Annotated in this window: 21 protein-coding genes and 1 pseudogene; 13 read left to right on the top strand and 9 right to left on the bottom strand. The window is 72.8% G+C overall.

All coding sequences use genetic code 11. The features are described 5' to 3' along the window. Positions 1 to 23: 23 nt before the first annotated feature. On the top strand, positions 24 to 344 hold the full coding sequence (locus tag ACLQ27_RS17930; protein ID WP_425867710.1) for a hypothetical protein: 321 nt from the start codon (positions 24 to 26) through the stop codon (positions 342 to 344). 7 nt (positions 345 to 351) lie between these two features. Here ACLQ27_RS17930 and ACLQ27_RS17925 read toward each other — a convergent pair whose 3' ends face one another. From ACLQ27_RS17925 to ACLQ27_RS17915, 3 genes and pseudogenes are all read right to left on the bottom strand, one after another. Then, positions 352 to 1,614 (bottom strand): acetyl-CoA C-acetyltransferase, encoded by a 1,263-nt coding sequence (locus ACLQ27_RS17925; RefSeq protein WP_357573299.1) that lies wholly within the window; start codon positions 1,612 to 1,614, stop codon positions 352 to 354. 79 nt (positions 1,615 to 1,693) lie between these two features. Beyond that, entirely contained in the window at positions 1,694 to 2,440 is a 747-nt protein-coding gene (locus tag ACLQ27_RS17920) for an SGNH/GDSL hydrolase family protein (RefSeq protein WP_374109273.1), read from the bottom strand. 33 nt (positions 2,441 to 2,473) lie between these two features. Beyond that, positions 2,474 to 3,555: pseudogene (locus ACLQ27_RS17915) on the bottom strand (SGNH/GDSL hydrolase family protein); the annotation flags it as partial. A gap of 150 nt (positions 3,556 to 3,705) precedes the next feature. Between ACLQ27_RS17915 and ACLQ27_RS17910 the strand changes: the two are divergent. Both ACLQ27_RS17910 and ACLQ27_RS17905 read left to right on the top strand, forming a co-directional pair. Beyond that, a complete protein-coding gene (locus tag ACLQ27_RS17910) occupies positions 3,706 to 4,062 on the top strand; it encodes a YkvA family protein (RefSeq protein ID WP_234584087.1) in 357 nt (118 codons plus the stop codon). Positions 4,063 to 4,134: 72 nt separating this feature from the next. Continuing rightward, a complete protein-coding gene (locus ACLQ27_RS17905) occupies positions 4,135 to 5,505 on the top strand; it encodes a cystathionine beta-synthase (protein WP_425867707.1) in 1,371 nt (456 codons plus the stop codon). Between the two features lie 230 nt (positions 5,506 to 5,735). Here the strand turns inward: ACLQ27_RS17905 and ACLQ27_RS17900 are convergent, their stop codons facing one another. From ACLQ27_RS17900 to ACLQ27_RS17885, 4 genes are all read right to left on the bottom strand, one after another. Beyond that, positions 5,736 to 6,245 (bottom strand): GNAT family N-acetyltransferase, encoded by a 510-nt coding sequence (locus ACLQ27_RS17900; RefSeq protein WP_425867705.1) that lies wholly within the window; start codon positions 6,243 to 6,245, stop codon positions 5,736 to 5,738. After that, positions 6,242 to 7,171 (bottom strand): ribonuclease Z, encoded by a 930-nt coding sequence (locus tag ACLQ27_RS17895; RefSeq protein WP_425867703.1) that lies wholly within the window; start codon positions 7,169 to 7,171, stop codon positions 6,242 to 6,244. Before ACLQ27_RS17895 ends, ACLQ27_RS17900 begins: the two co-directional genes overlap by 4 nt. A 363-nt stretch (positions 7,172 to 7,534) precedes the next feature. Beyond that, positions 7,535 to 8,197 carry a peptide-methionine (S)-S-oxide reductase MsrA gene (gene msrA / locus ACLQ27_RS17890; RefSeq protein ID WP_234584083.1) on the bottom strand — a complete coding sequence of 221 codons (663 nt, stop codon included), beginning with the start codon at positions 8,195 to 8,197 and terminating at the stop codon, positions 7,535 to 7,537. Between the two features lie 75 nt (positions 8,198 to 8,272). Then, the gene (locus tag ACLQ27_RS17885) at positions 8,273 to 8,695 is read right to left on the bottom strand and encodes an HIT family protein (RefSeq protein WP_357493698.1); all 423 of its coding nucleotides are present in this window, start codon (positions 8,693 to 8,695) and stop codon (positions 8,273 to 8,275) included. Positions 8,696 to 8,803: 108 nt separating this feature from the next. On the opposite strand from ACLQ27_RS17885, the gene ACLQ27_RS17880 reads away from it, so the two are divergent. From ACLQ27_RS17880 to ilvA, 5 genes are all read left to right on the top strand, one after another. Further along, a complete protein-coding gene (locus ACLQ27_RS17880) occupies positions 8,804 to 9,853 on the top strand; it encodes a YncE family protein (protein WP_357573297.1) in 1,050 nt (349 codons plus the stop codon). 112 nt (positions 9,854 to 9,965) lie between these two features. Continuing rightward, complete coding sequence (locus ACLQ27_RS17875; protein ID WP_234584077.1) at positions 9,966 to 11,108, top strand: cystathionine gamma-synthase; 1,143 nt, start codon at positions 9,966 to 9,968, stop codon at positions 11,106 to 11,108. A gap of 12 nt (positions 11,109 to 11,120) precedes the next feature. Then, positions 11,121 to 12,530 (top strand): amidase, encoded by a 1,410-nt coding sequence (locus ACLQ27_RS17870; RefSeq protein ID WP_425867701.1) that lies wholly within the window; start codon positions 11,121 to 11,123, stop codon positions 12,528 to 12,530. Between the two features lie 46 nt (positions 12,531 to 12,576). Next, positions 12,577 to 13,395 (top strand): DUF4328 domain-containing protein, encoded by an 819-nt coding sequence (locus tag ACLQ27_RS17865; protein WP_425867699.1) that lies wholly within the window; start codon positions 12,577 to 12,579, stop codon positions 13,393 to 13,395. A gap of 124 nt (positions 13,396 to 13,519) precedes the next feature. Further along, entirely contained in the window at positions 13,520 to 14,740 is a 1,221-nt protein-coding gene (gene ilvA, locus ACLQ27_RS17860) for a threonine ammonia-lyase (protein WP_425867698.1), read from the top strand. Between the two features lie 99 nt (positions 14,741 to 14,839). Here the strand turns inward: ilvA and greA are convergent, their stop codons facing one another. Next, positions 14,840 to 15,337: a transcription elongation factor GreA gene (gene greA / locus ACLQ27_RS17855; protein ID WP_234584069.1), complete on the bottom strand. Its 498-nt coding sequence runs from the start codon at positions 15,335 to 15,337 to the stop codon at positions 14,840 to 14,842. A gap of 168 nt (positions 15,338 to 15,505) precedes the next feature. Further along, positions 15,506 to 15,946 carry a DUF4307 domain-containing protein gene (locus tag ACLQ27_RS17850; RefSeq protein WP_357493709.1) on the bottom strand — a complete coding sequence of 147 codons (441 nt, stop codon included), beginning with the start codon at positions 15,944 to 15,946 and terminating at the stop codon, positions 15,506 to 15,508. Between the two features lie 198 nt (positions 15,947 to 16,144). Here ACLQ27_RS17850 and mca point away from each other — a divergent pair, with 198 nt between their 5' ends. The 5 genes from mca (at position 16,145) to ACLQ27_RS17825 (ending at position 23,448) form a co-directional block, all read left to right on the top strand. Next, on the top strand, positions 16,145 to 17,026 hold the full coding sequence (gene mca, locus ACLQ27_RS17845; protein ID WP_357493711.1) for a mycothiol conjugate amidase Mca: 882 nt from the start codon (positions 16,145 to 16,147) through the stop codon (positions 17,024 to 17,026). Between the two features lie 48 nt (positions 17,027 to 17,074). Next, positions 17,075 to 17,368: a hypothetical protein gene (locus ACLQ27_RS17840; protein ID WP_234584066.1), complete on the top strand. Its 294-nt coding sequence runs from the start codon at positions 17,075 to 17,077 to the stop codon at positions 17,366 to 17,368. 230 nt (positions 17,369 to 17,598) lie between these two features. After that, a complete protein-coding gene (locus ACLQ27_RS17835) occupies positions 17,599 to 20,079 on the top strand; it encodes a putative bifunctional diguanylate cyclase/phosphodiesterase (protein ID WP_357494274.1) in 2,481 nt (826 codons plus the stop codon). 40 nt (positions 20,080 to 20,119) lie between these two features. Then, a complete protein-coding gene (locus ACLQ27_RS17830; RefSeq protein ID WP_425867696.1) occupies positions 20,120 to 22,156 on the top strand; it encodes a thioredoxin domain-containing protein in 2,037 nt (678 codons plus the stop codon). A gap of 116 nt (positions 22,157 to 22,272) precedes the next feature. Next, positions 22,273 to 23,448, top strand: coding sequence for a 5-(carboxyamino)imidazole ribonucleotide synthase (locus ACLQ27_RS17825; protein WP_425867694.1), 1,176 nt, complete (start codon positions 22,273 to 22,275; stop codon positions 23,446 to 23,448). The last annotated feature ends 29 nt before the right edge of the window (positions 23,449 to 23,477 follow it).

Genomic DNA, 23,477 nt, shown 5'->3' with positions numbered 1-23,477 from the left:
CGTCGGCCGTAGACTCGGCGGCGATGAGCGCAGAGGAGTTGGAGCGGACCGTGCGGTTGCTGGTCCGCCAGGTCGGGCACTGGGAGCAGCGGCGCTGGGCGGCGGCGGCGACCACCGGCAACGTGCCCCGCGCCGACCTGATGCACCGGTTGGTGCAGGAGATCGCCAACCTGGCAGCCGACGCCGAGGGGCAGCCCCGCCGGACCGTGCCCCGGCTGGACAACGACCTGGCCCTGCCCGACCAGCTGCGCGTGGTCACTGCCGACCTGCTGGCCGCCGGGGCCGACGCCGAGGCGCTGGCGCGGGCCGCCGCCGAGGTGACGGCGACCCGCGGCGCGCTCTGACGTCGGGTCAGCTCAGGCGTTCGAGCACCATGGCCATGCCCTGGCCGCCGCCGACGCACATCGTCTCCAGACCGATGGTCTTGTCGTGCCACTCCAGCGCGTTGAGCAGGGTGCCGGTGATCCGGGCACCGGTCATGCCGAACGGGTGGCCGACCGCGATCGCACCGCCCATGACGTTCAGCTTCTCCTCCGGGATGCCCAACTGCCGGTAGGAGGGGATCACCTGGGCGGCGAACGCCTCGTTGATCTCGACCAGGTCGACGTCGTCGATGGTCATGCCGGCCCGCTTCAGGGCCTGCCGGGACGCCTCGACCGGTCCGAGGCCCATGATCTCCGGCGACAGCGCGGTCACGCCGGTGGAGACGATCCGGGCCAGCGGGGTCAGACCCAGCTCCTGCGCCCGCTGGGCGCTCATCACGACGACGGCGGCGGCGCCGTCGTTGAGCGGGCAGCAGTTGCCCGCGGTGATCCGGCCGTCCGGACGGAACACCGGCTTCAGGCCGGCGACCGCGTCCAGGGTGACGCCCGCGCGGGGGCCGTCGTCGGTGCTCACCACTGTGCCGTCCGGCGTGGTGACCGGGGTGATCTCCCGGGCCCAGAAGCCGTCGGCGATGGCCTTCTCGGCGAGGTTCTGGCTGCGGACACCGAACTCGTCCATGTCGGCGCGGGTGACGTCGTACACCTGGGCCAGGTTCTCCGCGGTCTGCCCCATGGTCAGGTAGATGTCCGGCAGCTCACCGGCCTCGCGCGGGTCGGTCCACACCTCGGCGCCGCCCTGCGCGCGACGCTTGGAGCGCTCGCCGGCCGCCGCGAAGCGCGGGTTCTCCCAGCCGCCGCCGACGAGGGCCTGCGCCTCGGGAGGCAGCCCGTCGGAGCTGCCGCGGGCGTAGCGGGAGACCATCTCGACACCTGCGGAGACGAACACGTCGCCCTCGCCGGCGCGGATCGCGTGCAACGCCATCCGGGTGGTCTGCAACGAGGAGGCGCAGTAGCGGGTCAGCGTGGCGCCCGGGACGGTGTCCAGCCCGAGCAGGGTGGCCACCACGCGGGCCATGTTGAAGCCCTGCTCACCGCCGGGCAGGCCGCACCCGAGGTAGATGTCGTCGATGGTGGTCGGGTCGAGTTGGGGGACCTTGTCCAGCGCGGCCTGGACGATGGTCGCGGCGAGGTCGTCGGAGCGGACACCGCGCAGGGACCCCTTGTGCGCCCGACCGATGGGGGAGCGGGCGGTAGCGACGATGACGGCGTCGCGGGACGACTCAATCGGCATGAGCCAACGTTAACCCGCCGGTAACATGGCACGGAAGAAGCAGGCGCGGCGGGAAATGTCACCCCGCCCGGACGTCGCTCTAGCGCCGGGAGGCGACCGCCGCCGCAGCAGCGACGGCCGGCAGCAGGGCGTGCGCCCACACCCGGTAGCCGTCGGCGGAGGGGTGGAAGCCGTCGTGGCAGAGCGTCCCCGCGTCGGCCCGGAAGACCGGACCGGTCTCGGTGGCCAGGTCGACCACCGCGCCGCCCGCCTCCAACACCGCAGTGGTCTGCGCGCGGGCCATCCGCCGCCCCGACCAGCCGACCAGCTGCCGCAGCGGCGGCGCGATGGCGCGTACGGCCCCGAGGTCGGGGCAGGTGCCCACCACCACCTCGACGCGCGCCTCCCGCAGCCGGTGCACCGCCGCCCCGAGATAGGCGGACGCGTCGGCGGGTCGGCGCAGCCCGGTCGCGTCGTTCGCGCCGATCAGGATCAGTGCCACGTCGGGACGCTCGCCGAGCAGGGCCCGGGCGACCTGGGTCGCCAGGTCCGTCGAGCGGGACCCGGAGACACCGACGCTGGACAGGTGCACCCGGCGACCGGTCGGACCCTCGGCGAGCAGGTTGGCCAACTGTCCGCCGATGGTGTCGTCGAGGCGGTCGACGCCCACGCCCAACGCCGACGAGTCACCGAGCAGCACCAGCCGCAGCGGCGCGGCGTCGGCCCGACCGATAGTGGCCCGCAATGCCAGCCCCAGCTCCGGCTCGGCGTAGCGCCGGTGCCGGGCGACGAACGCCTCACCGGCCAGGACGGCGGCGCCGCCCACCGTGCCGGCGAGCAGCGACATCGCCGCCGCCCGACCCAGGCGGCCGGGGAGACCGGCGGTCACGCTCCGCTCGCTGCGCTCGTTCATGCCAGTCCCTCCACTGTCGAGGTGTCCGTCGCGGAGCCGGACTGCGGCACCGTGTTGACACCGAAGAACGCCCGGCGACGCAGCTGCGCCCACCGGCCGGCCGGCCCTCGATCGCGGCCCCGGACCTGGGTGCCGCTGACCTCGGTGCCGGCGTGCCGGGCCGCCTCCTGCGCGGCCTTTGGCAGCGACCGTACGCCCTCGCCCCGCGCCGGTGTGGCCCGTCGCTCCGGCCCGGAGCCGAGCGCCGAGAGCATCGTCGGCAGCAGGGCGGCGGCGGCCATCGCGTACCCCTCGGCGGAGGGGTGGAACCGGTCCCAGGCGAACATCCGGTGCGGCTCGGCGGCGAACCGTGGGCCGAGCAGGTCGCCGAGGGACACCGTCGAGCCGCCCGCCTCGACCACCGCCACCGTCTGGGCGGCGGCGAGCTGGCGACTCCACCGGTGCGCCAGCCAGCGCAGCGGTGGCTGGATCGGCCGGATCGCGCCGAGGTCGGGGCAGGTGCCGACGACCACCTCGCAGCCGGCGTCGCGCAGCGCGTGGACCGCCTCGACCAGATAGCGCACCGCCAGGCCGCGCGGCGTGCGGTTGGTGATGTCGTTGCCGCCGATCAGGATCACGGCGATGTCCGGCGCGCACTCCAACGCCGCCTCCACCTGGTGCCGGAGCGCCGCGGAGATGGCGCCGACCACCGCGAAACGGCGCACCAGTACCGGCCGGTGCAGCCGTCGGGACAGCCCGGTGGCGAGCAGCGCTCCCGGTGTCTCCCGGCGGCGGTGCACTCCGTAGCCGGCCGCCGACGAGTCACCGAGCACGACCATGGTGAGCGGAGGGCCGGGGAACTTCGCGCCGTACATCCCGTCGCAGCGCGGCGGCGGGGCCTCGGCCATGGGGATGGTGCGCCGGGCCTGGCGGGCCTGGCCGAGCAGCACCCCGCCGGTGGCCATCGCGGCCGCCGCGGTGGCGCCCGTCCCGATGGCCGCCAGCCGGGCGATCCGCCAGGCCTGCCGCCAGCGCGGACCAACGGGTACGACAGAACCAGCCACCCCCATATGCCGACATTATCGCGCCGGCCCGACACGCCGCTGTCGTCGTCCCGGCTCGGGAGTGCCTGGAAACCGACGCGACGGGGTACCTGTCCGGTGGAGGCCGGCCGACTTGCGCCGACCCGCCACGCTGATCCGGCGGAGAGGAGCGCGACGATGGGGAAGACACTGAAGCGCAGCGCGGCGTTCACGGCCCTGGCGCGGGCACTGGCGGCGGGGGCGCGCGGCGGGCCCTCGTTGGGCACCCGACTCGCGGCGCTGCCCCGGATGATCCGGGCGACGACCCGGGGGCAGTACGACGGCGGCCTCCGGCTGGCCCTGATGACGGCGGCCACGGCGTACATCGTCTCGCCCATCGACCTGCTGCCGGAGATCCCACTGGCGATCTTCGGGCTGGCCGACGACGCGGTGATGATCACCTGGCTGGCCGGCAGCGTGCTCGCCGAGACCGACCGATTCCTGGAGTGGGAGGCCCGACGCAGCTCGGTCATCCCCGGGGGGCTGGTGCCCTGACGGCACGTACGCTGGTCGGCGAGGATACGTCTGCCCGGCCGCCGTCGCCGGCGCCGCAACGAAGGGCACACCGTGCAGTACTACGACAACGTCGTCGACATGATCGGCAACACCCCGCTGGTCCGCCTGCGCAACGTCACCGAGGGCATCCAGGCAAGCGTGCTCGCCAAGGTGGAGTACCTGAACCCGGGTGGCTCGGTGAAGGACCGGATCGCGCTGCGCATGGTCGAGGACGCCGAGGCGGCGGGCCTGCTGCGGCCCGGTGGCACCATCGTCGAGCCGACCAGCGGCAACACCGGTGTCGGGCTCGCCCTGGTGGCCCAGCTCAAGGGCTACAAGTGCGTCTTCGTCTGCCCCGACAAGGTCAGTCAGGACAAGCAGGACGTGCTGCGGGCGTACGGCGCCGAGGTGGTGGTCTGCCCGACCGCCGTCGCCCCGGAGGACCCGCGCTCGTACTACAACGTCTCCGACCGGCTGACCCGGGAAATCCCCGGCGCGTGGAAGCCCGACCAGTACAGCAACCCGGCGAACCCGCGCTCGCACTACGAGACGACCGGCCCCGAGCTGTGGAAGCAGACCGAGGGCGGGCTCACGCACTTCGTGACGGGCGTCGGTACCGGCGGGACGATCTCCGGCATCGGTAGGTACCTCAAGGAGGCGTCCGACGGTCGGGTGAAGGTCATCGGGGCCGACCCGGAGGGCTCGGTCTACTCCGGCGGCACCGGCCGCCCGTACCTGGTCGAGGGCGTCGGCGAGGACTTCTGGCCGGAGACGTACGACAGGGGTGTGGCCGACGAGATCGTCGAGGTCTCCGACAAGGCGTCCTTCGAGATGACCCGGCGGCTGGCCCGCGAGGAGGGCCTGCTGGTCGGGGGCTCCTGCGGGATGGCGGTGGTCGCCGCGTTGGAGGTGGCCCGCAAGGCCGGCCCGGACGACGTGATCGTGGTGCTGCTGCCCGACGGCGGCCGGGGCTACCTGTCGAAGATCTTCAACGACTCGTGGATGGCCCGGTACGGCTTCCTGGACAACTCCGGCCACGAGCCGACGGTCGCCGACGCGCTGGCCAGCAAGCCGGGCGGCCTGCCCGAGCTGGTGCACGTGCACCCGACCGAGACGGTCCGCGACGCGATCGACTACATGCGCGAGTACGGCGTCTCCCAGCTGCCGGTGCTCAAGGCCGAGCCGCCCGTGGTGACCGGTGAGGTGGCCGGCTCGATCGCCGAGCGGGACCTGCTCGACGCGCTGTTCACCGGTCAGGCTCACCTGCACGACACCATCGAGCGGCACATGGGCGACCCGCTGCCGATGATCGGCGGTGGTCAGCCGGTGAGCGAGGCCGTCGGCCTGCTGGAGAAGTCCGACGCCGCGCTGGTCCTGGTCGACGGCAAGCCCAAGGGCGTCCTGACCCGCCAGGACCTCCTGGCCCACCTCGGCGCCCACTAGCTGCCCCCGAGCTGCTACCGCCCCCGCGACGTGCCCCCGCAGGCTGCCCCTGCGGGGGCACAGGACACCCCGCGCGTCCTTTGCTCTGCTTCAACCCAGGCAACAGAAATGCCCGGTCACTGTTGCCTCCGCTGAAGCAGAGCAAAGGCTCTGCGTGAGGTGGGTGGGGTGGCCGGCTGGGCCGTTGCCGGGCCGGCGTTGAGGGTGGTCGGGCCGTTGCCGGCCGGTGCTCAGAGGGGGCGGGTGTAGCGGACCTGCGGGGTGCGGGCCGCGCCGATGTGCTCCTCGCGCTCCACGCCCGTCGACGTCCAGCCGCCGCGCTCATAGAAGGAGCGGGCGTGCGCGTTCTCCCGGAGCACCCAGAGCACCGCGCGGCGCCAACCCCGGGCGCGCATGGCGTCCAACGCGTCCACCATCACCAGGCGGCCGGTGCCCCGGCCCTGCTCGGTTGGTTCCAGGTGGATCGCGTTGAGCAGCCCCGTCGCCGGGTCGTCCTCGTCGTCCGGACCCAGGTAGCTGAACCCGACGAGCGCCCCGGCCCGCTCCGCGACCGTCAGTCGGTGGGTGTCCCGCTCCCAGCGCCACCGCTCGGTCCAGTACGCGCCCATCGCCTCCGGTGTCGGGTCGGCCAGGGCTTCGACCGGCAGGAAGGCGGAGTACGCGGCGACCCGGGAGCGCTGGTGCAGGGCGCCCACCGCCATCAGGTCGCCTTCGGTCGCGGGGCGGAGCGTGACGGTCATCCGGCCGAGGCTACCCGGCGCGGCGGGACCTGCACGGTGGTCAGATCCTCGGCGATGACCAGATCCCCGTCGAAGTGCGCTCGGGCCTCGTCGTAGAACCGGCGCGGGTCGGGGTAGCGCTGCGAGAAGTGCGTGAGCACCAGGGTGCGTACCCCCGATTCGGTCGCCACCCGCGCGGCCTGCGCCGCGGTCAGGTGCCCGACCTCGGCGGCGAGCGCGGCCTCCGACTCCAGGAACGTCGACTCGATGACCAGCAGGTCGGCGTGCTCGGCCAGGGCGTACACCCCGTCGCAGAGGCCGGTGTCCATCACGAAGGCGAACCGCTGCCCCGGTCGGGGCACGCTCACCTCGTCGCGGGTGACGCGACGACCGTCGAGGTCCAGGTGCCCGACGCGGATCAGCTCGCCGACGGCCGGACCGGCGATGCCGTACGCGGCCAGCTTGTCCGGCAGCATCCGGCAGCCGTCCGGCTCGATCAGCCGATAGCCGTACGTCTCGATGGGGTGCCGCAGCCGGCGGGCCTCCAGCGTGCCGCAGCTCAGGGCGATCTGTTGACCGTCGGTCTCGATCGGGGTGACGGCCAGCTCGGCCGTCTCGTAGAAGGAGGTGGCGTGCCGCAGTCGGGCGAAGTACTCGGCGCCGCCCGCCGGGAAGTGCACGGCGACCGGATGCGCCACCCGGTCCAGCGAGAGTCGCTGGATGGTGCCTGGCAGACCGAGGCAGTGGTCGCCGTGGAAGTGCGTGACGCAGATCCGGGTCAGGTCGGTCGCGGTGACAGTGGTGTGCAGGAGCTGCCGCTGGCTGCCCTCACCCGGGTCGAAGAGGATCACCTCGTCGTCCCAGCGCAGCACGTACCCGTTGTGGTTGCGCTGCCGGGTGGGCGCCTGGCTGGCCGTCCCGAGAATCACCAGCTCGCGCATCGACACACTGATCTCCCGCGGATATGGAGCGACCCCCGGGGCGCTCCACGCTGTCGCGCGGGCCGGCTGGACTTGGCCGGCACCCCGGGGGTCGGGTGGCTGTCTGGAATTCGCCGCACCGCTGCCACACGGTCTCGACGGTCGTACTGGTTGCCCGCCTCGCGGCGGACGGATCACTGTCGAGGACAGCGGCTAGCTGACAGCCACCTCACGAGTCCGATTGCTATACAAGTCTGGACCACCTCCTTTCACGTGTACCTGCACGCTATCGAGTCCCCGGCGGGCTCGGCAACGGATTTCGATCACAGGGCCGAACGGGAATGCCCGGCCACCTCGTCGGCAGCCGGGCATCGCGTTCACGCAGGTGGGTCAGCCAGCGGTACGGGCAACGCCGACCGGGCAGCTCAGGCCGTTCGGGCCGTGGTTGCAGTACCCGTTCGGGTTCTTGGTCGGGGCGAGGTACTGCTGGTGGTAGTCCTCGGCGAAGTAGTAGCTGCCGAGCGGGGCGATCTCGGTGGTGATCTCGCCCTTGCCGGCCCGCGTCACGATCGGCTGGAACGCGTCCCGGGACGACTCCGCGATGGCCCGCTGCTCGTCGGTGGTCGTGTAGATCGCCGACCGGTACTGGGTGCCCACGTCATTGCCCTGGCGCATGCCCTGGGTCGGGTCGTGGTTCTCCCAGAAGACCTTCAGCAGGTCCTCATACGTGATCTTGCTGGGGTCGTACACCACCTGGACGACCTCGGCGTGCCCGGTTCGGCCGGAACACGTCTCCTCGTACGTCGGGTTCCTGGTGATGCCACCCGCGTAGCCGGCGGAGGTGGTGTAAACGCCGGGCAGCGTCCAGAACAGCCGCTCAGCGCCCCAGAAGCAGCCCATGCCGAAGACCGCTACCTGCAGCCCCTGCGGGAACGGGCCCTTCAACGGGGTGCCCAGCACCTCGTGGCGGTCGGCAACCGGCATGGCGATCTGACGGCCCGGCAGGGCCTGGTCGGGCGAAACCATCTCGGCGTTCATACGGCGCAAAAACACGTGGGGATCTCCTCTCGTACCTCTCGCAGCGTGCAACACCGGTGGGTCCACCTTCCTTACCCGCACGGGTGTGAGTCAGGCAGCGCCCGAGAGCGCGGCGGCGACCCGGTGGGCGTAGGTCTGGGCCTCGGCGTCGTCCGCGTAGCGGGTGCGCGGCCAGAAGAACCCGCGCAGCCCGTCGCCCTTGGTGCGCGGCACCACGTGAGTGTGCAGGTGCGGGACGGACTGGGACACCTTGTTGTTCATCGCCACGAACGTCCCACCGGCCCCCAGAGCGGACTCCACGGCCACCGCCAGGCGCTGGACCAGCGCGAAGTAGCCGGGCAGCAGGTCGGCCGGAAGCTCGGCCAGGGTCACCAGGTGCACGCGCGGCACCACCAGCACGTGCCCCTTGAACACCGGACGGGTGTCGAGGAACGCCACCCCGTCCGGTTCGTCCGCGACCCGGAACGCCGGCACGTCACCCGACACGATCCCGCAGAACACGCACCCGCTCATCGCCCCAGGCTATGTCGCCGGCCACGCGGGGACGCGCGCCCCCCGCGCATCCATCGGCCGTGGTAGACATTTACCAGTCTGGATCAATACACGGGGGAAGGACGCACCTTGCACATCAGAAGAGGCACGACCCTGGCGCTGGCGGCACTGACCGCCGGGCTGCTCACCGCCGCGATACCGGGCGCCGCCCAGGCAGCCGTCGCGCCGACGGCCACTCCACTGTCGTTGCCGGCGGTGTCCGACGTGGTGTCCGCCGGTGACCGGGTCTTCGTCAGCGGTGGCCCCTCCTCGACCGACGTCGTGGTGGCCAGCGCGACGGGCGCGGTGGTCGGCACCCTGTCCGGCCTGCCCGGCCCCTCCGACCTGCTGCTCAGCGCCGATCGGCAGACCCTCTACGTGGCGCTGCCCACCGCCAACGCCATCGCGGCCTTCGACACCGGCTCACTTGTCGAGTCGGCCCGGTACGACACCGGCGCGGGCGCGTGCCCGTCGTCGCTCGCGCTGACCGGGCGGTACCTGTGGTTCGGGTACGGCTGTGGCGGTTGGGACGGCAACATCGGCCGGATCGACCTGGGCCGCCAGCCGGCCCGCGTCACCACGGGCCTGGACACCGGTAGCGGCTTCTACGGCGCTCCGCTGCTGACCGCCGCCAGCCAGAACCGTTCGGTGCTGCTGGCCGGGCAGCCGGGCCTCAGCCCCGCCTCGGTGTACGCGTACGCGATCGGCACCGGGGGCGTGCTGGGCCCGCCGAGCACCAACGACTTCATGGCGATCGGCAGCAACCTGCGCGACATCGCGCTCGACCCCACCGGCACCACCCTCTTCACCGCGTCCGGCGCCCCGTACGAGGTGCAGGCGTTCCCGGTCGCCGCCATCAGCACCCCCTCCGCGACCTACCCCACCGGCGCGTACCCCAATGCTGTCGAGGTGTCGCGGGACGGCACCCGGATCGCCGGCGGAGCGGACGCCTCCTACGACCCGGACGTGTTCGTCTTCCGCCCGGACGGCACCGAGCTGGCCCGCTTCGAGCTGGGCGACGAACTCAGCTCCGGCGCGCTGGCCTGGGCGCCCAACGGGGCCCGGCTCTACGCGGTCTCCTACGACTGGACCGGCGCCCACCCGGTCACCCTGCACGTCCTGCCCGTTCCGGCCGGCTGACCGGCCCGCCGGCCTCCCGGCCGGCACGCGGGGGCCGGGCCGAAAGGTCCGGCCCCCACCGGAGCACGGGTTCCGTTCCAGCCCGCCGGACGGGGGCACTAGCCTCACCAGAATGAGTCACGGCTTCGAGACGCTCGCCATTCACGCCGGTCAGGACCCTGAGGCCCGCACCGGCGCGGTGATCCCGCCGATCTACCAGACCAGCACGTACGCCCAGGACGCCGTCGGTGCGCCCCGGCTCGGCTACGAGTACAGCCGCTCGGGCAACCCGACCCGTGACGCCCTCCAGGAGTGCCTGGCCGCGCTGGAGGGCGGGCCCGTGGGCCTCGCCTTCGCCAGTGGCCTGGCTGCGGAGGACACCCTGCTGCGGGCGGTCTGCCAGCCGGGCGACCACGTGATCATCCCGGACGACGCGTACGGCGGCACCTACCGGCTCTTCGCCCGGGTCGCCCAGCGCTGGGGCCTGGAGTTCACCCCGGCCAAGGTCTCCGATGCGGCCGCGGTCCGGGCCGCCGTGCAGCCCGGCCGGACGAAGATCGTCTGGGTGGAGACGCCGACGAACCCGCTGCTCGGCATCGCCGACATCGCCGCCCTGGCCGCCGTGGCACACGACGCGGGCGCGCTGCTGGTTGTCGACAACACCTTCGCCTCGCCGTACCTGCAGCAGCCGATCGCCTTCGGCGCGGACGTGGTGGTGCACTCCACCACCAAGTACGTCGGCGGGCACTCCGACGTGGTCGGTGGTGCGCTCGTCGTCGCCGACGCCGGGCTCGGCGAGGAGCTGCGCTACCACCAGAACGCGATGGGCGCGATCAACGGCCCGTTCGACGCCTGGCTCACCCTGCGCGGCATCAAGACCCTCGGGGTACGCATGGACCGGCACTGCGACAACGCCGAGCGGCTCGCCGCGTACCTCGACGGGCACGCCAAGGTGGCCCAGGTGATCTACCCCGGGCTGCCCTCGCACCCCGGTCACGAGGTCGCCGCCAAGCAGATGCGTCGGTTCGGCGGCATGATCTCGTTCCGCGCCTCCGGCGGTGAGGACCACGCCGTCGAGATCTGCAACCGCACGAAGCTCTTCGTGCTCGCCGAGTCGCTCGGCGGCGTGGAATCCCTGATCGAACACCCGGGCCGGATGACACACGCAAGTGCTGCCGGCTCGCCGCTTGAAGTTCCCGGCGATCTCGTGCGACTGTCTGTCGGCATCGAGACGGTCGACGACCTGCTCGCCGATCTGGAGCAGGCGCTGGGCTGACCGCTGGGGAGGATGGCCGTGCAGGACATCATGGCGACCTGGGTCGGGGCGACCGCCAAGCAGATCGCCCGGGGCGTACGCCGGGGCGACGTCTCGGCCACCCAGGTCGTCGCCGACCACCTGGAGTACATCGCCTCGGCCGACCGCGAGCTGGCCGCCTTCCGCGCCGTTCGCGGCGGCGAGGCGATCACCGAGGCCGAGAAGGTCGACGAGCAGGAGGACCTGGCCAACCTCCCCCTGGCCGGGGTGCCGGTGGCGGTCAAGGAGAACACCCCGGTCGCCGGCCTGCCCACCTGGAACGGGTCGGCAGCCGTACGGACCGACGTCGCGGAGGCCGACCACGAGGTGGTGCGTCGGCTGCGCGGCGCCGGCGCGGTGATCCTCGGCGTCACCCGGATGCCGGAGCTGGGGCTGTGGGCACTCACCGATGACGACAGCGCGGTGACCCGCAACCCGTGGGACAACACGCGTACCCCCGGTGGCTCTTCGGGCGGCGCCGCCGCCGCGGTCGCCGCCGGCCTGGTGCCGATCGCGCACGGCAACGACGGGCTCGGCTCGATCCGGATCCCGGCGGCCTGCTGCGGCCTGGTCGGCCTCAAGCCCGGCCGGGGCGTGGTGCCCTGCCAGCTCGGCGCGGACGACTGGTTCGGCCTCACCGAGCACGGCATGTTGACCAGCACCGTCGCGGATGCCGCGGTCGGCTTCTCGGTGCTCGCCGGCCGGCGAGCGGAGAAGCTGGTCCCGCCGCAGCGGCTGCGGGTGGGTGTCTCACTGCGCTCCCCGGTGCGCGGCGTCTCCCCGGACGCGCCCAACCGGGACGCGGTGGCCACCGCCGGCCGGCTGCTCGCCGCCGCCGGGCACGACACCGTGCCGGCCGATCCGGTCTATCCCACGGCCCTGGGCCTGCAGGGCATCGCCACCTGGTTCGCCGCGGCCGCCACCGACGTCCGGGCCGCCGGGCTGGACCGACGCGGCCTCCAGCGCCGCACCCGGCGGCACGTCGCGCTGGGCGAGTGGGCGCAGCGTCGCGGTTACGTCCGGGAGGCCGACCGGGCCGCCTGGCGGCAGCGGTCGGTCGACTTCTTCACCGACCACTCGGTCGACCTGCTGCTCACCCCCGCGCTGGCCAGCGCGCCGCCGGAGGCCGGGCGCTGGTGCGAACGGTCCTGGCGGGCGAACATGTCGGCCAACATCCGGTACGCCCCGTACGCCGCGCCGTGGAACATCGCCGGCTTGCCCGCCATCGTGGTGCCGGTGGGCCGCCGGCCGGACGGCCTGCCGGTAGCCGTCCAGATCGTCGGCCCGCCCGGCTCGGAGCTGCTGCTGCTCGGCGTGGCCGGTCAGTTCGAGATGGCCGCCCCGTGGCCGCGGCACGCCCCCGGCTACCCCGTCGTCGGAACGGGGTCGCCGGCCACCGCATGATCGTCTACGGTGTCCGCGCAACGTCGCGCGGACCCGGGGGACACCAATGCGCTGCCAGACCTGCGGGGACCCCACGTCCCCCGAGCACAACGACTGCCAGCGCTGCCACACGCCGCTGGGCCAGCCCGCCGTCACGCCGGGCCTGCCGACCTACCGCGTACGCGGGATCGGCCTGGCCGCGAACATCGCCGTCGGCGCGACCGCCGTGCTCTACCTGGTGGTGGCGCTGTCCCCGCTGATCGGGATGGCGATGGCCCGGCAGGCCAGGGCCAACGACGACCCGGACCTGCTGCTCGGCCCGCTGCTCATCGGAGGGCTGCTGTCGCTGCTCATGCTGGTGGCGCAGCTCACCGCCGCCGTACTGGTGATCATCTGGACGTGGCGGACGCGGAAGAACACCGACGCCTTCCCCGGTGCGCTGCCGACGCTCGGGGCCGGCTGGGCGATCGCCGGCTGGCTGGTGCCCTTCGCGAACTTCGTGGTGCCGGCCCGGGTCGTGGCCAACGTGGCGCGGGACAGCCTCTGGCGGCGGTTCACGCCGACGCTGGTGGTCGTCTGGTGGTGTGCCTGGCTGCTGTTCAGCGTCGGCGACCGGGTGAGCAGCCGCCTGGACGATCGGGCGTACGAGCAGCTGCCGGAGACCCCGTCCACCGACGCCGGCTACCAGGCGTACGTCGACTACTACGGCGACTCCCTGCTCCGCAACAGCCTGCCCGCGCTGGGCTGCGCGATCGCCGCGGTGACGCTGATCGTGCTGATCCACCGGATCTCCGCCGCGCAGGAGGCCCGGATCGCCCGCGCCGCCCCGGTGTGGCCGACCGCCCCGGTCTGGCCAGCGGCCCCGGTGTGGCCGGCGACGCCATGATCCACTCGGGATCGCCGAGGTGGCGGTGTCGGGGCGCGGTTGACACCGCCACCTCGGGGACGTCGAGTGGATCAACCCGGTGTCGCCGCAGGGGACGCCGGAGCCGGGTGGCACGATCTGGGGCATGACGGAACTGGTCGGCCTCGACGACGTACGGGCTGCACGGAAACTGCTCGCCGACGTCGTCCGGACCACCCCGCTGGAGCCATCCCGGCCACTGAGCGCGGCACTGGGCGGCCCGACCTGGCTCAAGTGCGAGAACGTGCAGCGCGCCGGCTCGTACAAGGTCCGCGGCGCGTACGTGCGGATCTCGCGGCTGTCGGCGGCCGAGCGCAAACGGGGCGTGGTCGCGGCGAGCGCCGGTAACCACGCGCAGGGCGTCGCTCTCGCCGCCGGGCTGGTCGGCACGCACGCGACGGTCTTCATGCCGGTCAACGCGCCGCTGCCGAAGGTCGCCGCCACCAAGGGGTACGGCGCGCAGGTCGAACTGGCCGGCAACACGGTCGACGAGTCGCTGGTGGCGGCGCAGACGTACGCCGAGCGCACCGGCGCGATGCTCATCCACCCGTTCGACCACCGGGACGTGATCGCCGGGCAGGGCACGGTGGCGTTGGAGATCCTCGAACAGTGCCCCGAGGTGCGCACGATCATCACCGGGGTGGGCGGCGGCGGCCTGATCTCCGGCATGGCGGTGGCAGCCAAGGCACTGCGGCCGGACGTCCGCATCATCGGCGTCCAGGCGGCCGGCGCGGCGGCCTTCCCGCCCTCCCTGCTGGCCGGGGAACCGGTCCGGCTGCCCACCTTCGCCACGATCGCGGACGGCATCGCGGTCGGGCGGCCGGGGGAGATCACGTTCAACCATGTCCGCAAGCTCGTCGACGAGATCGTCACGGTCACCGAGGAGGACATCTCCCGGGCCCTGCTGATGCTGTTGGAGCGCGGCAAGCAGGTCGTCGAGCCGGCCGGGGCGGTCGGCGTGGCCGCGCTCCTGGCCGGTGTGGTGGAGGTGGAGACGCCAGTGGTCGCGGTGCTCTCCGGCGGCAACATCGACCCCCTGCTGATGATGCGGGTGATCGAGCACGGTCTGGCGGCCGCCGGCCGCTACCTGCGGGTGACGGTGCGCTGCTCCGACCGGCCGGGGCAGCTCGCCTCGCTGCTCAGCCAGATCGCCGAGCACCGGGCCAACGTGGTGGACGTGGAACACCAGCGGGCCAATCCGCACCTGGGCCTCGGCGAGGTCGAGGTGGCGCTGTCGGTGGAGACCCGTGGTGTGGAGCACTCCGACACGCTGATCAGCGCGTTGCGAGCCAGTGGCTATCAGGTGGTCTTCGCCGCCGAGGCGTGACACGGGTGGGTGTCACGCCTCGGCGGCGGCACACGTCGAACGGCGCTCAGGTGCCCGGAAAGGCGGCTCGGTGACCGCGGCACGGAGCCGGGTGAACGCTCAGCCGGAGAACGGCTCGAAGCTGACCACTGTCACCTTGATGTCGGCGCCGCTCGGGGCCGTGTAGGTGCAGGTCTGCCCGGAACGGCCACCCAGGATCGCCTTGCCGAGCGCCGACTCGGGGCTGTAGACGGTGAGGTCGGTGGTGGCGGCGATCTCCCGGGAGCCGAGCAGGAAGGTCTCGGTGTCGTCGGCGTCGTCGTCGAAGTAGATCGTCACGACCATGCCGGGCGACACCGCGTCGGCCGACGGGGCCTCGCCGACCTTTGCGGTACGCAGCAGTTCCTGCAGGTAGCGGATGCGACCCTCGGCCTTGCCCTGCTCCTCGCGGGCGGCGTGGTAGCCGCCGTTCTCGCGGAGGTCGCCCTCCTCGCGCCGAGCGTTGATCTCGGCTGCGATCGCCGGACGGTTGGCGATGTGCTCGTCGAGCTCGGCCTGGAGGCGGTCGTACGCGTCCTGGGACAGCCAGGTGGCGGGCGCCTCGTTGCCAGTGGACACAGGCGTTCTCCTCAGTTGTGCGTGGCTGGCTGACAGGTGAACTACCAAGTTACCAGTGCGGTACGACACAGCGTGTCGGCGATCACCGTCGGTGTCCGCATCCGGCACTCGCGGTCGACCCGCCGCGACGGGTTGCCCGGGGGCGTTGCGGGATGACGTTTCCGCAGCTCAGGCAGGGGCCCGACAGCGCAGCACCTCGCCGATGAACGGTCGGGCGGAGGTGCTCAGACGGTGCCGGGTGGTGACGTGCCGGTCGCCGGGTGCGGCGCTCACCGTGACCTCCTCGCGGGCCACCTCCACGCCGGCGCGGTCCCGGGCGCGCAGCACGCAGACCGCCGATCCGCCCGGCGGCACGGTCACCCGGAAGTCGACGACCACCTGGCTGTCCGTGATGTCGGTGTACGTGATCACCTGGGCGTCGTAGACCGGGTCGCCGTACTGCCGGTAGAGCCGCAGCGAGATCAGGCTCAGCACCGCCACCAGCACCAGGAGCACCAGCGCCGCCAGCAGCGTACGACGGCGGCCGTTGCCGGGCGCCCGGCGGCGTCCGTAGCGCCCGGCGGGGAAGACCGGGGTGCCCGGCGAAATTGTGGCGTGCGTCTCGGTCACCGGCGGGTATCTCCTGGCGTTGTTGTCGGCGGCATCGGCAAGAATGGCAGAAGCCCATCCTCCCAGCCCGGCCAAACGGCAGGAATGGCAGGTCGGGCCCCGCGGCGCCGACTCGCAGCGGGGCGAGGAGGGTCCCGGCAGGTCAGCCGGTCGAGCCCGGTCGGGTCCACCGGCCGGCACAGACGAGGAGCGCCGAAGTTGGCAGAGCAGCTGCGTCTCATGGCCGTCCACGCGCACCCGGACGACGAGTCGAGCAAGGGTGCGGCGACGATGGCGAAGTACGTCGCCCAGGGGGTGGACGTGCTGGTGGTGACGTGCACCGGCGGCGAGCGCGGCAGCGTGCTCAACCCCAAGCTCGACCGGCCCGACGTCTGGGCCAACATCGCGGAGATCCGGCGTGCCGAGATGGACGCCGCGCGGGCGATCCTCGGTGTCGACCAGGCCTGGCTCGGGTTCGTCGACTCCGGCCTGCCCGAGGGCGACCCGCTGCCGCCGCTGCCCGAGGGTTGCTTCGCCCTCCAGGACGTCGAGGTGGCGGCCGGCCCGCTGGTGCGCCTGATGCGTGAGTTCCGTCCGCACGTCGTGACCACGTACGACGAGGAGGGTGGCTACCCGCACCCCGATCACATCATGTGCCACAAGGTGAGCGTGGCCGCGTTCGAGGCCGCCGGCGACCCGGAGCGCTACCCGGAGCTGGGCGCCCCCTGGCAGCCATTGAAGCTCTACTACGACATCGGCTTCTCCAAGGCCAAGATCATGGCCCTGCACGAGGCCGTGCTCAGCACCGGCGCCGAGTCGCCGTACGTGGACTGGATCAAGCGCTGGGACGAGCGTCCGGACAAGGGCCCCCGTATCACCACCCGGGTGGACTGCGCCGAATACTTCCACGTCCGGGACGACGCGCTGCGCGCCCACGCCACCCAGGTCGACCCGGACGGCTTCTGGTTCCAGGTGCCCATGGAGCTGCAGCAACGTGCCTGGCCGACGGAGGATTTCGAGCTGGCGCGCACAGTGGTGGACAGCCCGCTGCCCGAGTCCGACCTCTTCGCCGGTGTGCGGGAGACGGCGCACGCGGGCTGATTCCGGCCGGGTCTACCCTGGTAGGCAATCGCACATCGGAGGAACGTCATGCTGACCGCTGCCCAGGTGCTCGCGGAGAACAACTTCGGGGACACCCGCACGGGTGGCCTGGCCGGGCCGATGGGTCTCTTCCTCATCCTGCTGCTGGCCGCCGCGACCATCCTGCTGATCCGCAACATGAACGCTCGACTGCGGCGTCTGCCCGACCGGTTTCCCCAGCAGGGGCGGTCGACCGATGCGACCAGGGCCGACGCTTCAGTCGTCGATCCGACAGACGGGACCAGCGCGCATGATTCATCCGCGCACGCTCCCAATGGGCACCAGCAGCAGCGGAACGGGTAGTCCGCGCATGATTCACGCCGAACCGGGTGGTGGACCCCTGTTGCGACCACCCGGTTTGGCTTAGCCTTCCGCCGGGGGGACCAAAAGTCCCCGAGCCGTGCGCGGGAGGGGGCGCCGATGTCCGTCACAGCACCGGCCGCCCGCCGTACCCTCGGTCGGTCGGCTGACGGGGGAGGTCGATGACCTCCGGCGCGGGCGGCGACCCGTTCGACCGGCTCGGGGTGCACGGCATGCCGGCCCGGCTGCTCGTGCTGACGACCGCGGTGACGGTGACGGCTCTGGCCGCCGCCGTGGTCGGTCTGACCCTTCCGGCCGGGCTGCCGTCCGACGATCCGCTCGGTGGACCGGCCCGCTTCGGCATCGCCGTCGCCGTCCTCGCCGTGGCCCAGCTCGCCCGGCTTCGCTTCCGCAGCTCCGCCGGCATGGTCAGCATCACCTGGGGCGAGGCCGCCCTGATCGTCTGCCTCTACCTCGCGCCGGCCGGCTGGCTGCCGTCGGCCACCCTGCTCGGCACCGGGCTGGCCTGGACGGCGCTGTCGCTGCACAGCGACCGCCGTCCGCCGCTGGAGATCGTCCGGATCGCCGCGTCGCTGACCGCCGCGTCGGCGCTGGCCGTGTCCGTGACCACCGCCCTGGGGCATCCGCTGCTCGCCGCGCCGACACCGATGCTGGCGCTGGCCGTGATCGCGGGATCGGTGACCTACCTCCTGGTGACCGCGTGGCTCGGTGGGGTGACGCTGGGCCTGCGGCACGGGCTGCCCATCGGACCGCCGCTGCTCGCCGCGCTGCGCGGCAAGCTGCTGATGTTCGTGGGCAACGTGGCGGTCGGCCTGGTCGTGATCGCGCTGCTGGAGCTGGACCCACGCTGGTTGCTGCTGCTCCCGCCGTTGCTCTGGCTGCTGCAGCAGACCTACCGCTACCGGCTGCGCGCGGACCAGGAACGCCGGACGTGGCGTGCCTTCGCCGAGGCCACCGCGGCTCTCAACCAGCTCGACGAGCGGGGCGTGGCCAGCGCGGCGGTGACCGGCGCGCTGGCGCTGTTCAACGCCGAGCTGGTCGACGTCGACGTGGCCCGGGCCGACGGCAGGTGGCGCCGCTACCGGGGAGACGCCGGCGGCCAGCTGCTCGACCGTGAGGTGGGCCCTCCGGACCGGTCGGAGCCGGACGAGTACGAGTTGGTCCGTCAGCTGTCGGTGGGCGCCGCGCCGGTAGGCCAGCTCCGGGTCCGGTTCCCGCGCTCCGCTCCACCCGCGACCCGGGAACGGGACGCGGTGGCGGCCTTCGGCGACGCGCTCGCCGCAGCCCTGCACGACGCCGCGACCCATCGTGAGCTGCGGCTGGTCACCGCCCGCTCGTCGTACGAGGCGGTGCACGACCCGCTCACCGGGCTGGCGAACCGTACGGCGATGCTCGGCAAGGGCGACCAGTCGCTGCGGCAGCTCGCCCACGACCACCCGGTGGCGTTGCTGCTGCTGGACATCAACCAGTTCAAGGAAGTCAACGACACCCTCGGGCACGCGGCCGGCGACCAGTTGCTGCGGCTGACCGCCAACCGGCTCAGCGCGCTGGCCCGCCCCGGTGACCTGCTCGGCCGGCTCGGCGGCGACGAGTTCGCGCTGCTGCTCACCTCGGTTCCCGTGCTCGGTGACCGGGCCGCGCCGATGGCGCACGCCCTGCGCCAAGCTCGCGAGATCGCCGAGCGGCTGGCCGCGCCGACCGAGGTGGCCGGGGTGCGGATGTCCATCGAGGTCTCCGTCGGGGTGGTGGTCGCCGACGCCGGCACCGCCGACCTGACCGAGCTGCTGCGCCGCGCGGACATCGCGATGTACCAGGCCAAGGAGGGCGGCGGCAGCGTCGCCGCGTACGACAGCACCCGGGACGCGGCCAGCACGGACCAGTTGGCCCTGCTGGCCGAGCTGCGCGAGGCGCTGAAGGTCGACGACCAGTTGGTGCTGGCGTTGCAGCCGGCTGTCGACCTGGCCACCGGCGCTCCCACCGGGGTGGAGGCGCTGATCCGCTGGCAGCACCCCCGGCGCGGCTGGCTGAACCCGGCCGACTTCATCCGCCCGGTGGAGAACAGCGAGCAGCTCGGCACGTTCACGCGCTACGTGCTGGACAAGGCGCTCGGCGTGGCCGCGGGCTGGGCCCGCGAGGGGCTGGACGTCCCGATCTCGGTCAACCTCTCCGCGCGCAGTCTGCTGGATCCGCGCCTGCCGGCGGAGATCGCCGACGCGCTGCGCCGACATCAGGTGCCGCCGCACCGGCTGGTCCTGGAGATCACCGAGACGGTGGTGATGAGCGAGCTGGAGATCATCGACGAGGTGCTCGCCACCCTCCGGTCGATGGGTGTGCAGCTTGCGGTGGACGACTTCGGCACCGGCTTCTCCTCGTTGACCTTCCTGACCCGGATCGCCGTGGACGAGTTGAAGGTGGACCGCTCTTTCGTGATCCGGATGGCCGACTCGCCGGAGGCCGCGGCGATCGTCCGGACCACCGTCGGGCTCGCCCACGAGCTGGGGCTGCGGGTGGTCGCCGAGGGGGTGGAGACGGCCGAGCAGCGGCTGGCCCTGGCCGAGCTGGGCTGCACGTCCGCGCAGGGCTACCACTTCTTCAAGCCGATGCCGGCGGACAAGATCGGCGCGGTGCTCGGGTCGCTGCGCGACTCGGCCGAGTCGAACGTCTTCCGCCTGCGCGCCGACGGCGCCTCCTGACCGCCCGGCGCGTCCCGACCGAGGTGGTTATGGTCGTCGGGTGAACCGACTCGCGGACGCCACCAGCCCGTACCTGCTCCAGCACGCCGACAACCCGGTCGACTGGTGGCCGTGGTGCGACGAGGCGTTCGCCGAGGCGAAACGGCGTGACGTCCCGGTGCTCATCTCGGTGGGCTACGCGGCCTGCCACTGGTGCCACGTCATGGCCCACGAGTCGTTCGAGAACGAGCAGGTCGGCGCCCTGATGAACGACAACTTCGTGTCGATCAAGGTGGACCGTGAGGAGCGCCCCGACGTCGACGCCGTCTACATGACCGCCACCCAGGCGATGACCGGGCAGGGCGGCTGGCCGATGACTGTCTTCGCCACCCCGGACGGCACCCCGTTCTTCTGCGGCACCTACTTCCCACGCGCCAACTTCATCCGGCTGCTCCAGTCGGTCACCACCGCGTGGAAGGACCAGCGGGACGAGGTGCTGCGCCAGGGCGCCGCAGTGGTCGAGGCGATCGGCGGCGCACAGGCCGTGGGCGGCCCCACCGCCCCGCTGGACGCCCCGCTGCTGGATGCCGCGGCGGCCAACCTCGCCGGTGAGTACGACGACACGAACGGCGGGTTCGGGGGCGCCCCGAAGTTCCCGCCGCACATGAACCTGCTCTTCCTGCTGCGCCACCACCAGCGCACCGGAGACCCGCGCAGCCTGGAGATCGTCCGGCACACCGCCGAGGCGATGGCCCGTGGCGGTATCTACGACCAGCTCGCCGGCGGCTTCGCCCGCTACTCGGTGGACGCGTACTGGACCGTGCCGCACTTCGAGAAGATGCTCTACGACAACGCGCTGCTGCTGCGCGTCTACACGCAGCTCTGGCGGCTCACCGGCGACCCGCTGGCCCGTCGGGTCGCCCGGGACACGGCCCGGTTCCTCGCCGACGAGCTGCACCGGCCGGGGGAGGGGTTCGCGTCCGCGCTGGACGCCGACACCGAGGGCGTCGAAGGGCTCACCTACGCCTGGACGCCGGCGCAGCTCGTCGAGGCGCTCGGCGACGAGGACGGCCGGTGGGCCGCCGACCTGTTCACCGTCACCGACGAGGGCACCTTTGAGCACGGCACGAGCGTGCTCCGGCTCGCCCGGGACGTCGACGACGTGGCGCCGGAGGTCCGGGCTCGCTGGCAGCGGGTCGTCGGGCAGCTGCTCGCGGCCCGCGACACCCGGCCCCAGCCGGCCCGCGACGACAAGGTGGTGGCCGCCTGGAACGGCCTGGCGATCACCGCGATCTGCGAGTTCCAGCAGGTAGCCGCGCTGTACGCGTCGCCGCAGGACGAGGACGCCAACCTGATGGAGGGCGTCACCATCGTCGCCGACGGCGCGATGCGCAACGCCGCCGAGCACCTGGCCACCGTGCACCTGGTCGACGGCCGGCTGCGCCGGGTCTCGCGCGACGGCCGGGTCGGCGAGCCGGCCGGGGTGCTGGAGGACTACGGCTGCGTGGCCGAGGCGTTCTGCGCGCTGCACCAGCTCACCGGCGAGGGTCGCTGGCTCAGCCTGGCCGGTCAACTGCTGGACACCGCGCTGGAGCACTTCGCCGCGCCCGGGGGTGCCTACTACGACACGGCCGACGACGCGGAGCAGCTGGTCGCCCGGCCCGCCGATCCGACCGACAACGCCACCCCGTCGGGCCGGTCGGCCCTGATCGCCGGCCTCGTGTCGTACGCCGCGCTGACCGGGGAGACGCGCTACTCCGAGGCGGCCGGGGCCGCGCTCGCCACCGTGGCGCCGATCGTCGGGCGGCACGCCCGGTTCGCCGGGTACGCGGCAATGGTCGGCGAGGCGCTGCTCTCCGGGCCGTACGAGATCGCTGTGGCGACCGACGACCCGGCCGGCGACCCGCTGGTGGCCGCGGCCCGGCGGCACGCCCCGCCCGGAGCGGTGGTGGTCGCCGGTCGCCCGGACCAGCCCGGGGTGCCGCTGCTCGCCGACCGGCCGCTGGTCGACGGGCGGTCCGCCGCGTACGTCTGCCGGGGTTTCGTCTGCCAGCGACCGGTCACCTCGGTCGAGGACCTGGTCGCCGAGCTGGGGTGAGCCGTAGCGCCCGGTAGTTGCCGGCGCTGGGTGCGGGGCGGCCGGTGCGGCCTTGTCGGGTGGGTCACCGGCCCTGCGCATCGGCACGTCGGCGGCCCGGATAGGCTGGCCGCGCTATGGATTCCCGTACCGGTCTGCCAGTTGTCGGCATGGTGGGTGGCGGCCAGTTGGCCCGGATGACCCACCAGGCCGCGATCGCCCTCGGCCAGTCACTGCGTGTGCTCGCGAGCGCCCCCGACGACGGCGCGGCGCTTGTCGCCGCCGACGTCCAGTACGGCGACCACACCGATCTGGCCGCCCTGCGCACCTTCGCCAAGGGCTGTGACGTGGTCACCTTCGATCACGAGCACGTGCCCAACGAGCACATCCGCACCCTGACGGCCGAAGGGGTGACCCTGTACCCACCGGCGGACGCGTTGCTGCACGCCCAGGACAAGCAGGTGATGCGGGAACGCCTCACCGAGCTGGGCGCTCCCAACCCCGCCTGGCGGCCGGTCGCTGAGCCCGCCGACCTGGTCGGCTTCGGTGAGCAGGTCGGCTGGCCGGTGGTGCTCAAGGCAGCCCGAGGCGGCTACGACGGTCGGGGTGTCTGGATGGTGGACGACGCCACCCAGGCCACCGAGCTGGCGACCACGCTGCTCGCCGGAGGCACCCAGCTGATCGTCGAGGAGCGGGTGCCGCTGCGTCGCGAGCTCGCCGTGCAGGTGGCCCGCTCGCCGTTCGGGCAGGTGGCCGCGTACCCGGTCGTCGAGACAGTCCAGCGTGACGGCATCAACGTCGAGGTGCTGGCCCCGGCGCCGGGCCTGGACGAGGATTTGGCAGTCGCCGCTCAGCAGCTAGCCATCGACCTGGCCACCGCGCTCGGCGTGGTCGGCCTGCTGGCCGTGGAGCTGTTCGAGGTGCGCGACGACGCGGGCCGGCCGGCGATCGTGGTCAACGAGCTGGCCATGCGCCCGCACAACTCGGGGCACTGGACCATCGAGGGCGCCCGGACCTCGCAGTTCGAGCAGCACCTGCGGGCGGTGCTGGACTACCCGATGGGTGACACGGCGCTGACCGCGCCGGTGGTCGTGATGGCGAACGTCCTGGGCGGCGAGCCGGGCGGGATCTCGATCGACGAGCGGCTGCACCACCTCTTCGCCGCCGAGCCGGGCGCCAAGGTGCACCTCTACGGCAAGCAGGTACGCCCCGGCCGCAAGATCGGGCACGTCACGGTGCTCGGCGACGACCTGGACGACGTACGGGCGCGGGCGGCGCGGGCCGCGCGCTGGATCCGCGAGGGGCACGAGTGACCCGGGCGGCCGCGAACCAAGGAGGACCC

This window comes from Micromonospora sp. DT63 (genome assembly GCF_049841615.1).
Classification (GTDB): domain Bacteria; phylum Actinomycetota; class Actinomycetes; order Mycobacteriales; family Micromonosporaceae; genus Micromonospora.
This window is presented reverse-complemented; position numbering and strand designations above follow the sequence as displayed.

What these genes read in the sequence shown, in the direction of transcription:
- ACLQ27_RS17930 (WP_425867710.1), top strand. Translation starts at nt 24, where the DNA reads ATGAGCGCAGAGGAGTTGGAGCGGACCGTGCGGTTGCTGGTCCGCCAG.
- ACLQ27_RS17910 (WP_234584087.1), top strand. Translation starts at nt 3,706, where the DNA reads ATGGGGAAGACACTGAAGCGCAGCGCGGCGTTCACGGCCCTGGCGCGG.
- ACLQ27_RS17870 (WP_425867701.1), top strand. Translation starts at nt 11,121, where the DNA reads ATGGCCGTGCAGGACATCATGGCGACCTGGGTCGGGGCGACCGCCAAG.
- ACLQ27_RS17925 (WP_357573299.1), bottom strand. Translation starts at nt 1,614, where the DNA reads ATGCCGATTGAGTCGTCCCGCGACGCCGTCATCGTCGCTACCGCCCGC.
- ACLQ27_RS17885 (WP_357493698.1), bottom strand. Translation starts at nt 8,695, where the DNA reads ATGAGCGGGTGCGTGTTCTGCGGGATCGTGTCGGGTGACGTGCCGGCG.
- ACLQ27_RS17825 (WP_425867694.1), top strand. Translation starts at nt 22,273, where the DNA reads ATGGATTCCCGTACCGGTCTGCCAGTTGTCGGCATGGTGGGTGGCGGC.
- ACLQ27_RS17840 (WP_234584066.1), top strand. Translation starts at nt 17,075, where the DNA reads ATGCTGACCGCTGCCCAGGTGCTCGCGGAGAACAACTTCGGGGACACC.
- ACLQ27_RS17900 (WP_425867705.1), bottom strand. Translation starts at nt 6,245, where the DNA reads ATGACCGTCACGCTCCGCCCCGCGACCGAAGGCGACCTGATGGCGGTG.
- ACLQ27_RS17875 (WP_234584077.1), top strand. Translation starts at nt 9,966, where the DNA reads ATGAGTCACGGCTTCGAGACGCTCGCCATTCACGCCGGTCAGGACCCT.
- ACLQ27_RS17835 (WP_357494274.1), top strand. Translation starts at nt 17,599, where the DNA reads ATGCCGGCCCGGCTGCTCGTGCTGACGACCGCGGTGACGGTGACGGCT.
- ACLQ27_RS17865 (WP_425867699.1), top strand. Translation starts at nt 12,577, where the DNA reads ATGCGCTGCCAGACCTGCGGGGACCCCACGTCCCCCGAGCACAACGAC.
- ilvA (WP_425867698.1), top strand. Translation starts at nt 13,520, where the DNA reads ATGACGGAACTGGTCGGCCTCGACGACGTACGGGCTGCACGGAAACTG.
- ACLQ27_RS17920 (WP_374109273.1), bottom strand. Translation starts at nt 2,440, where the DNA reads ATGTCGCTGCTCGCCGGCACGGTGGGCGGCGCCGCCGTCCTGGCCGGT.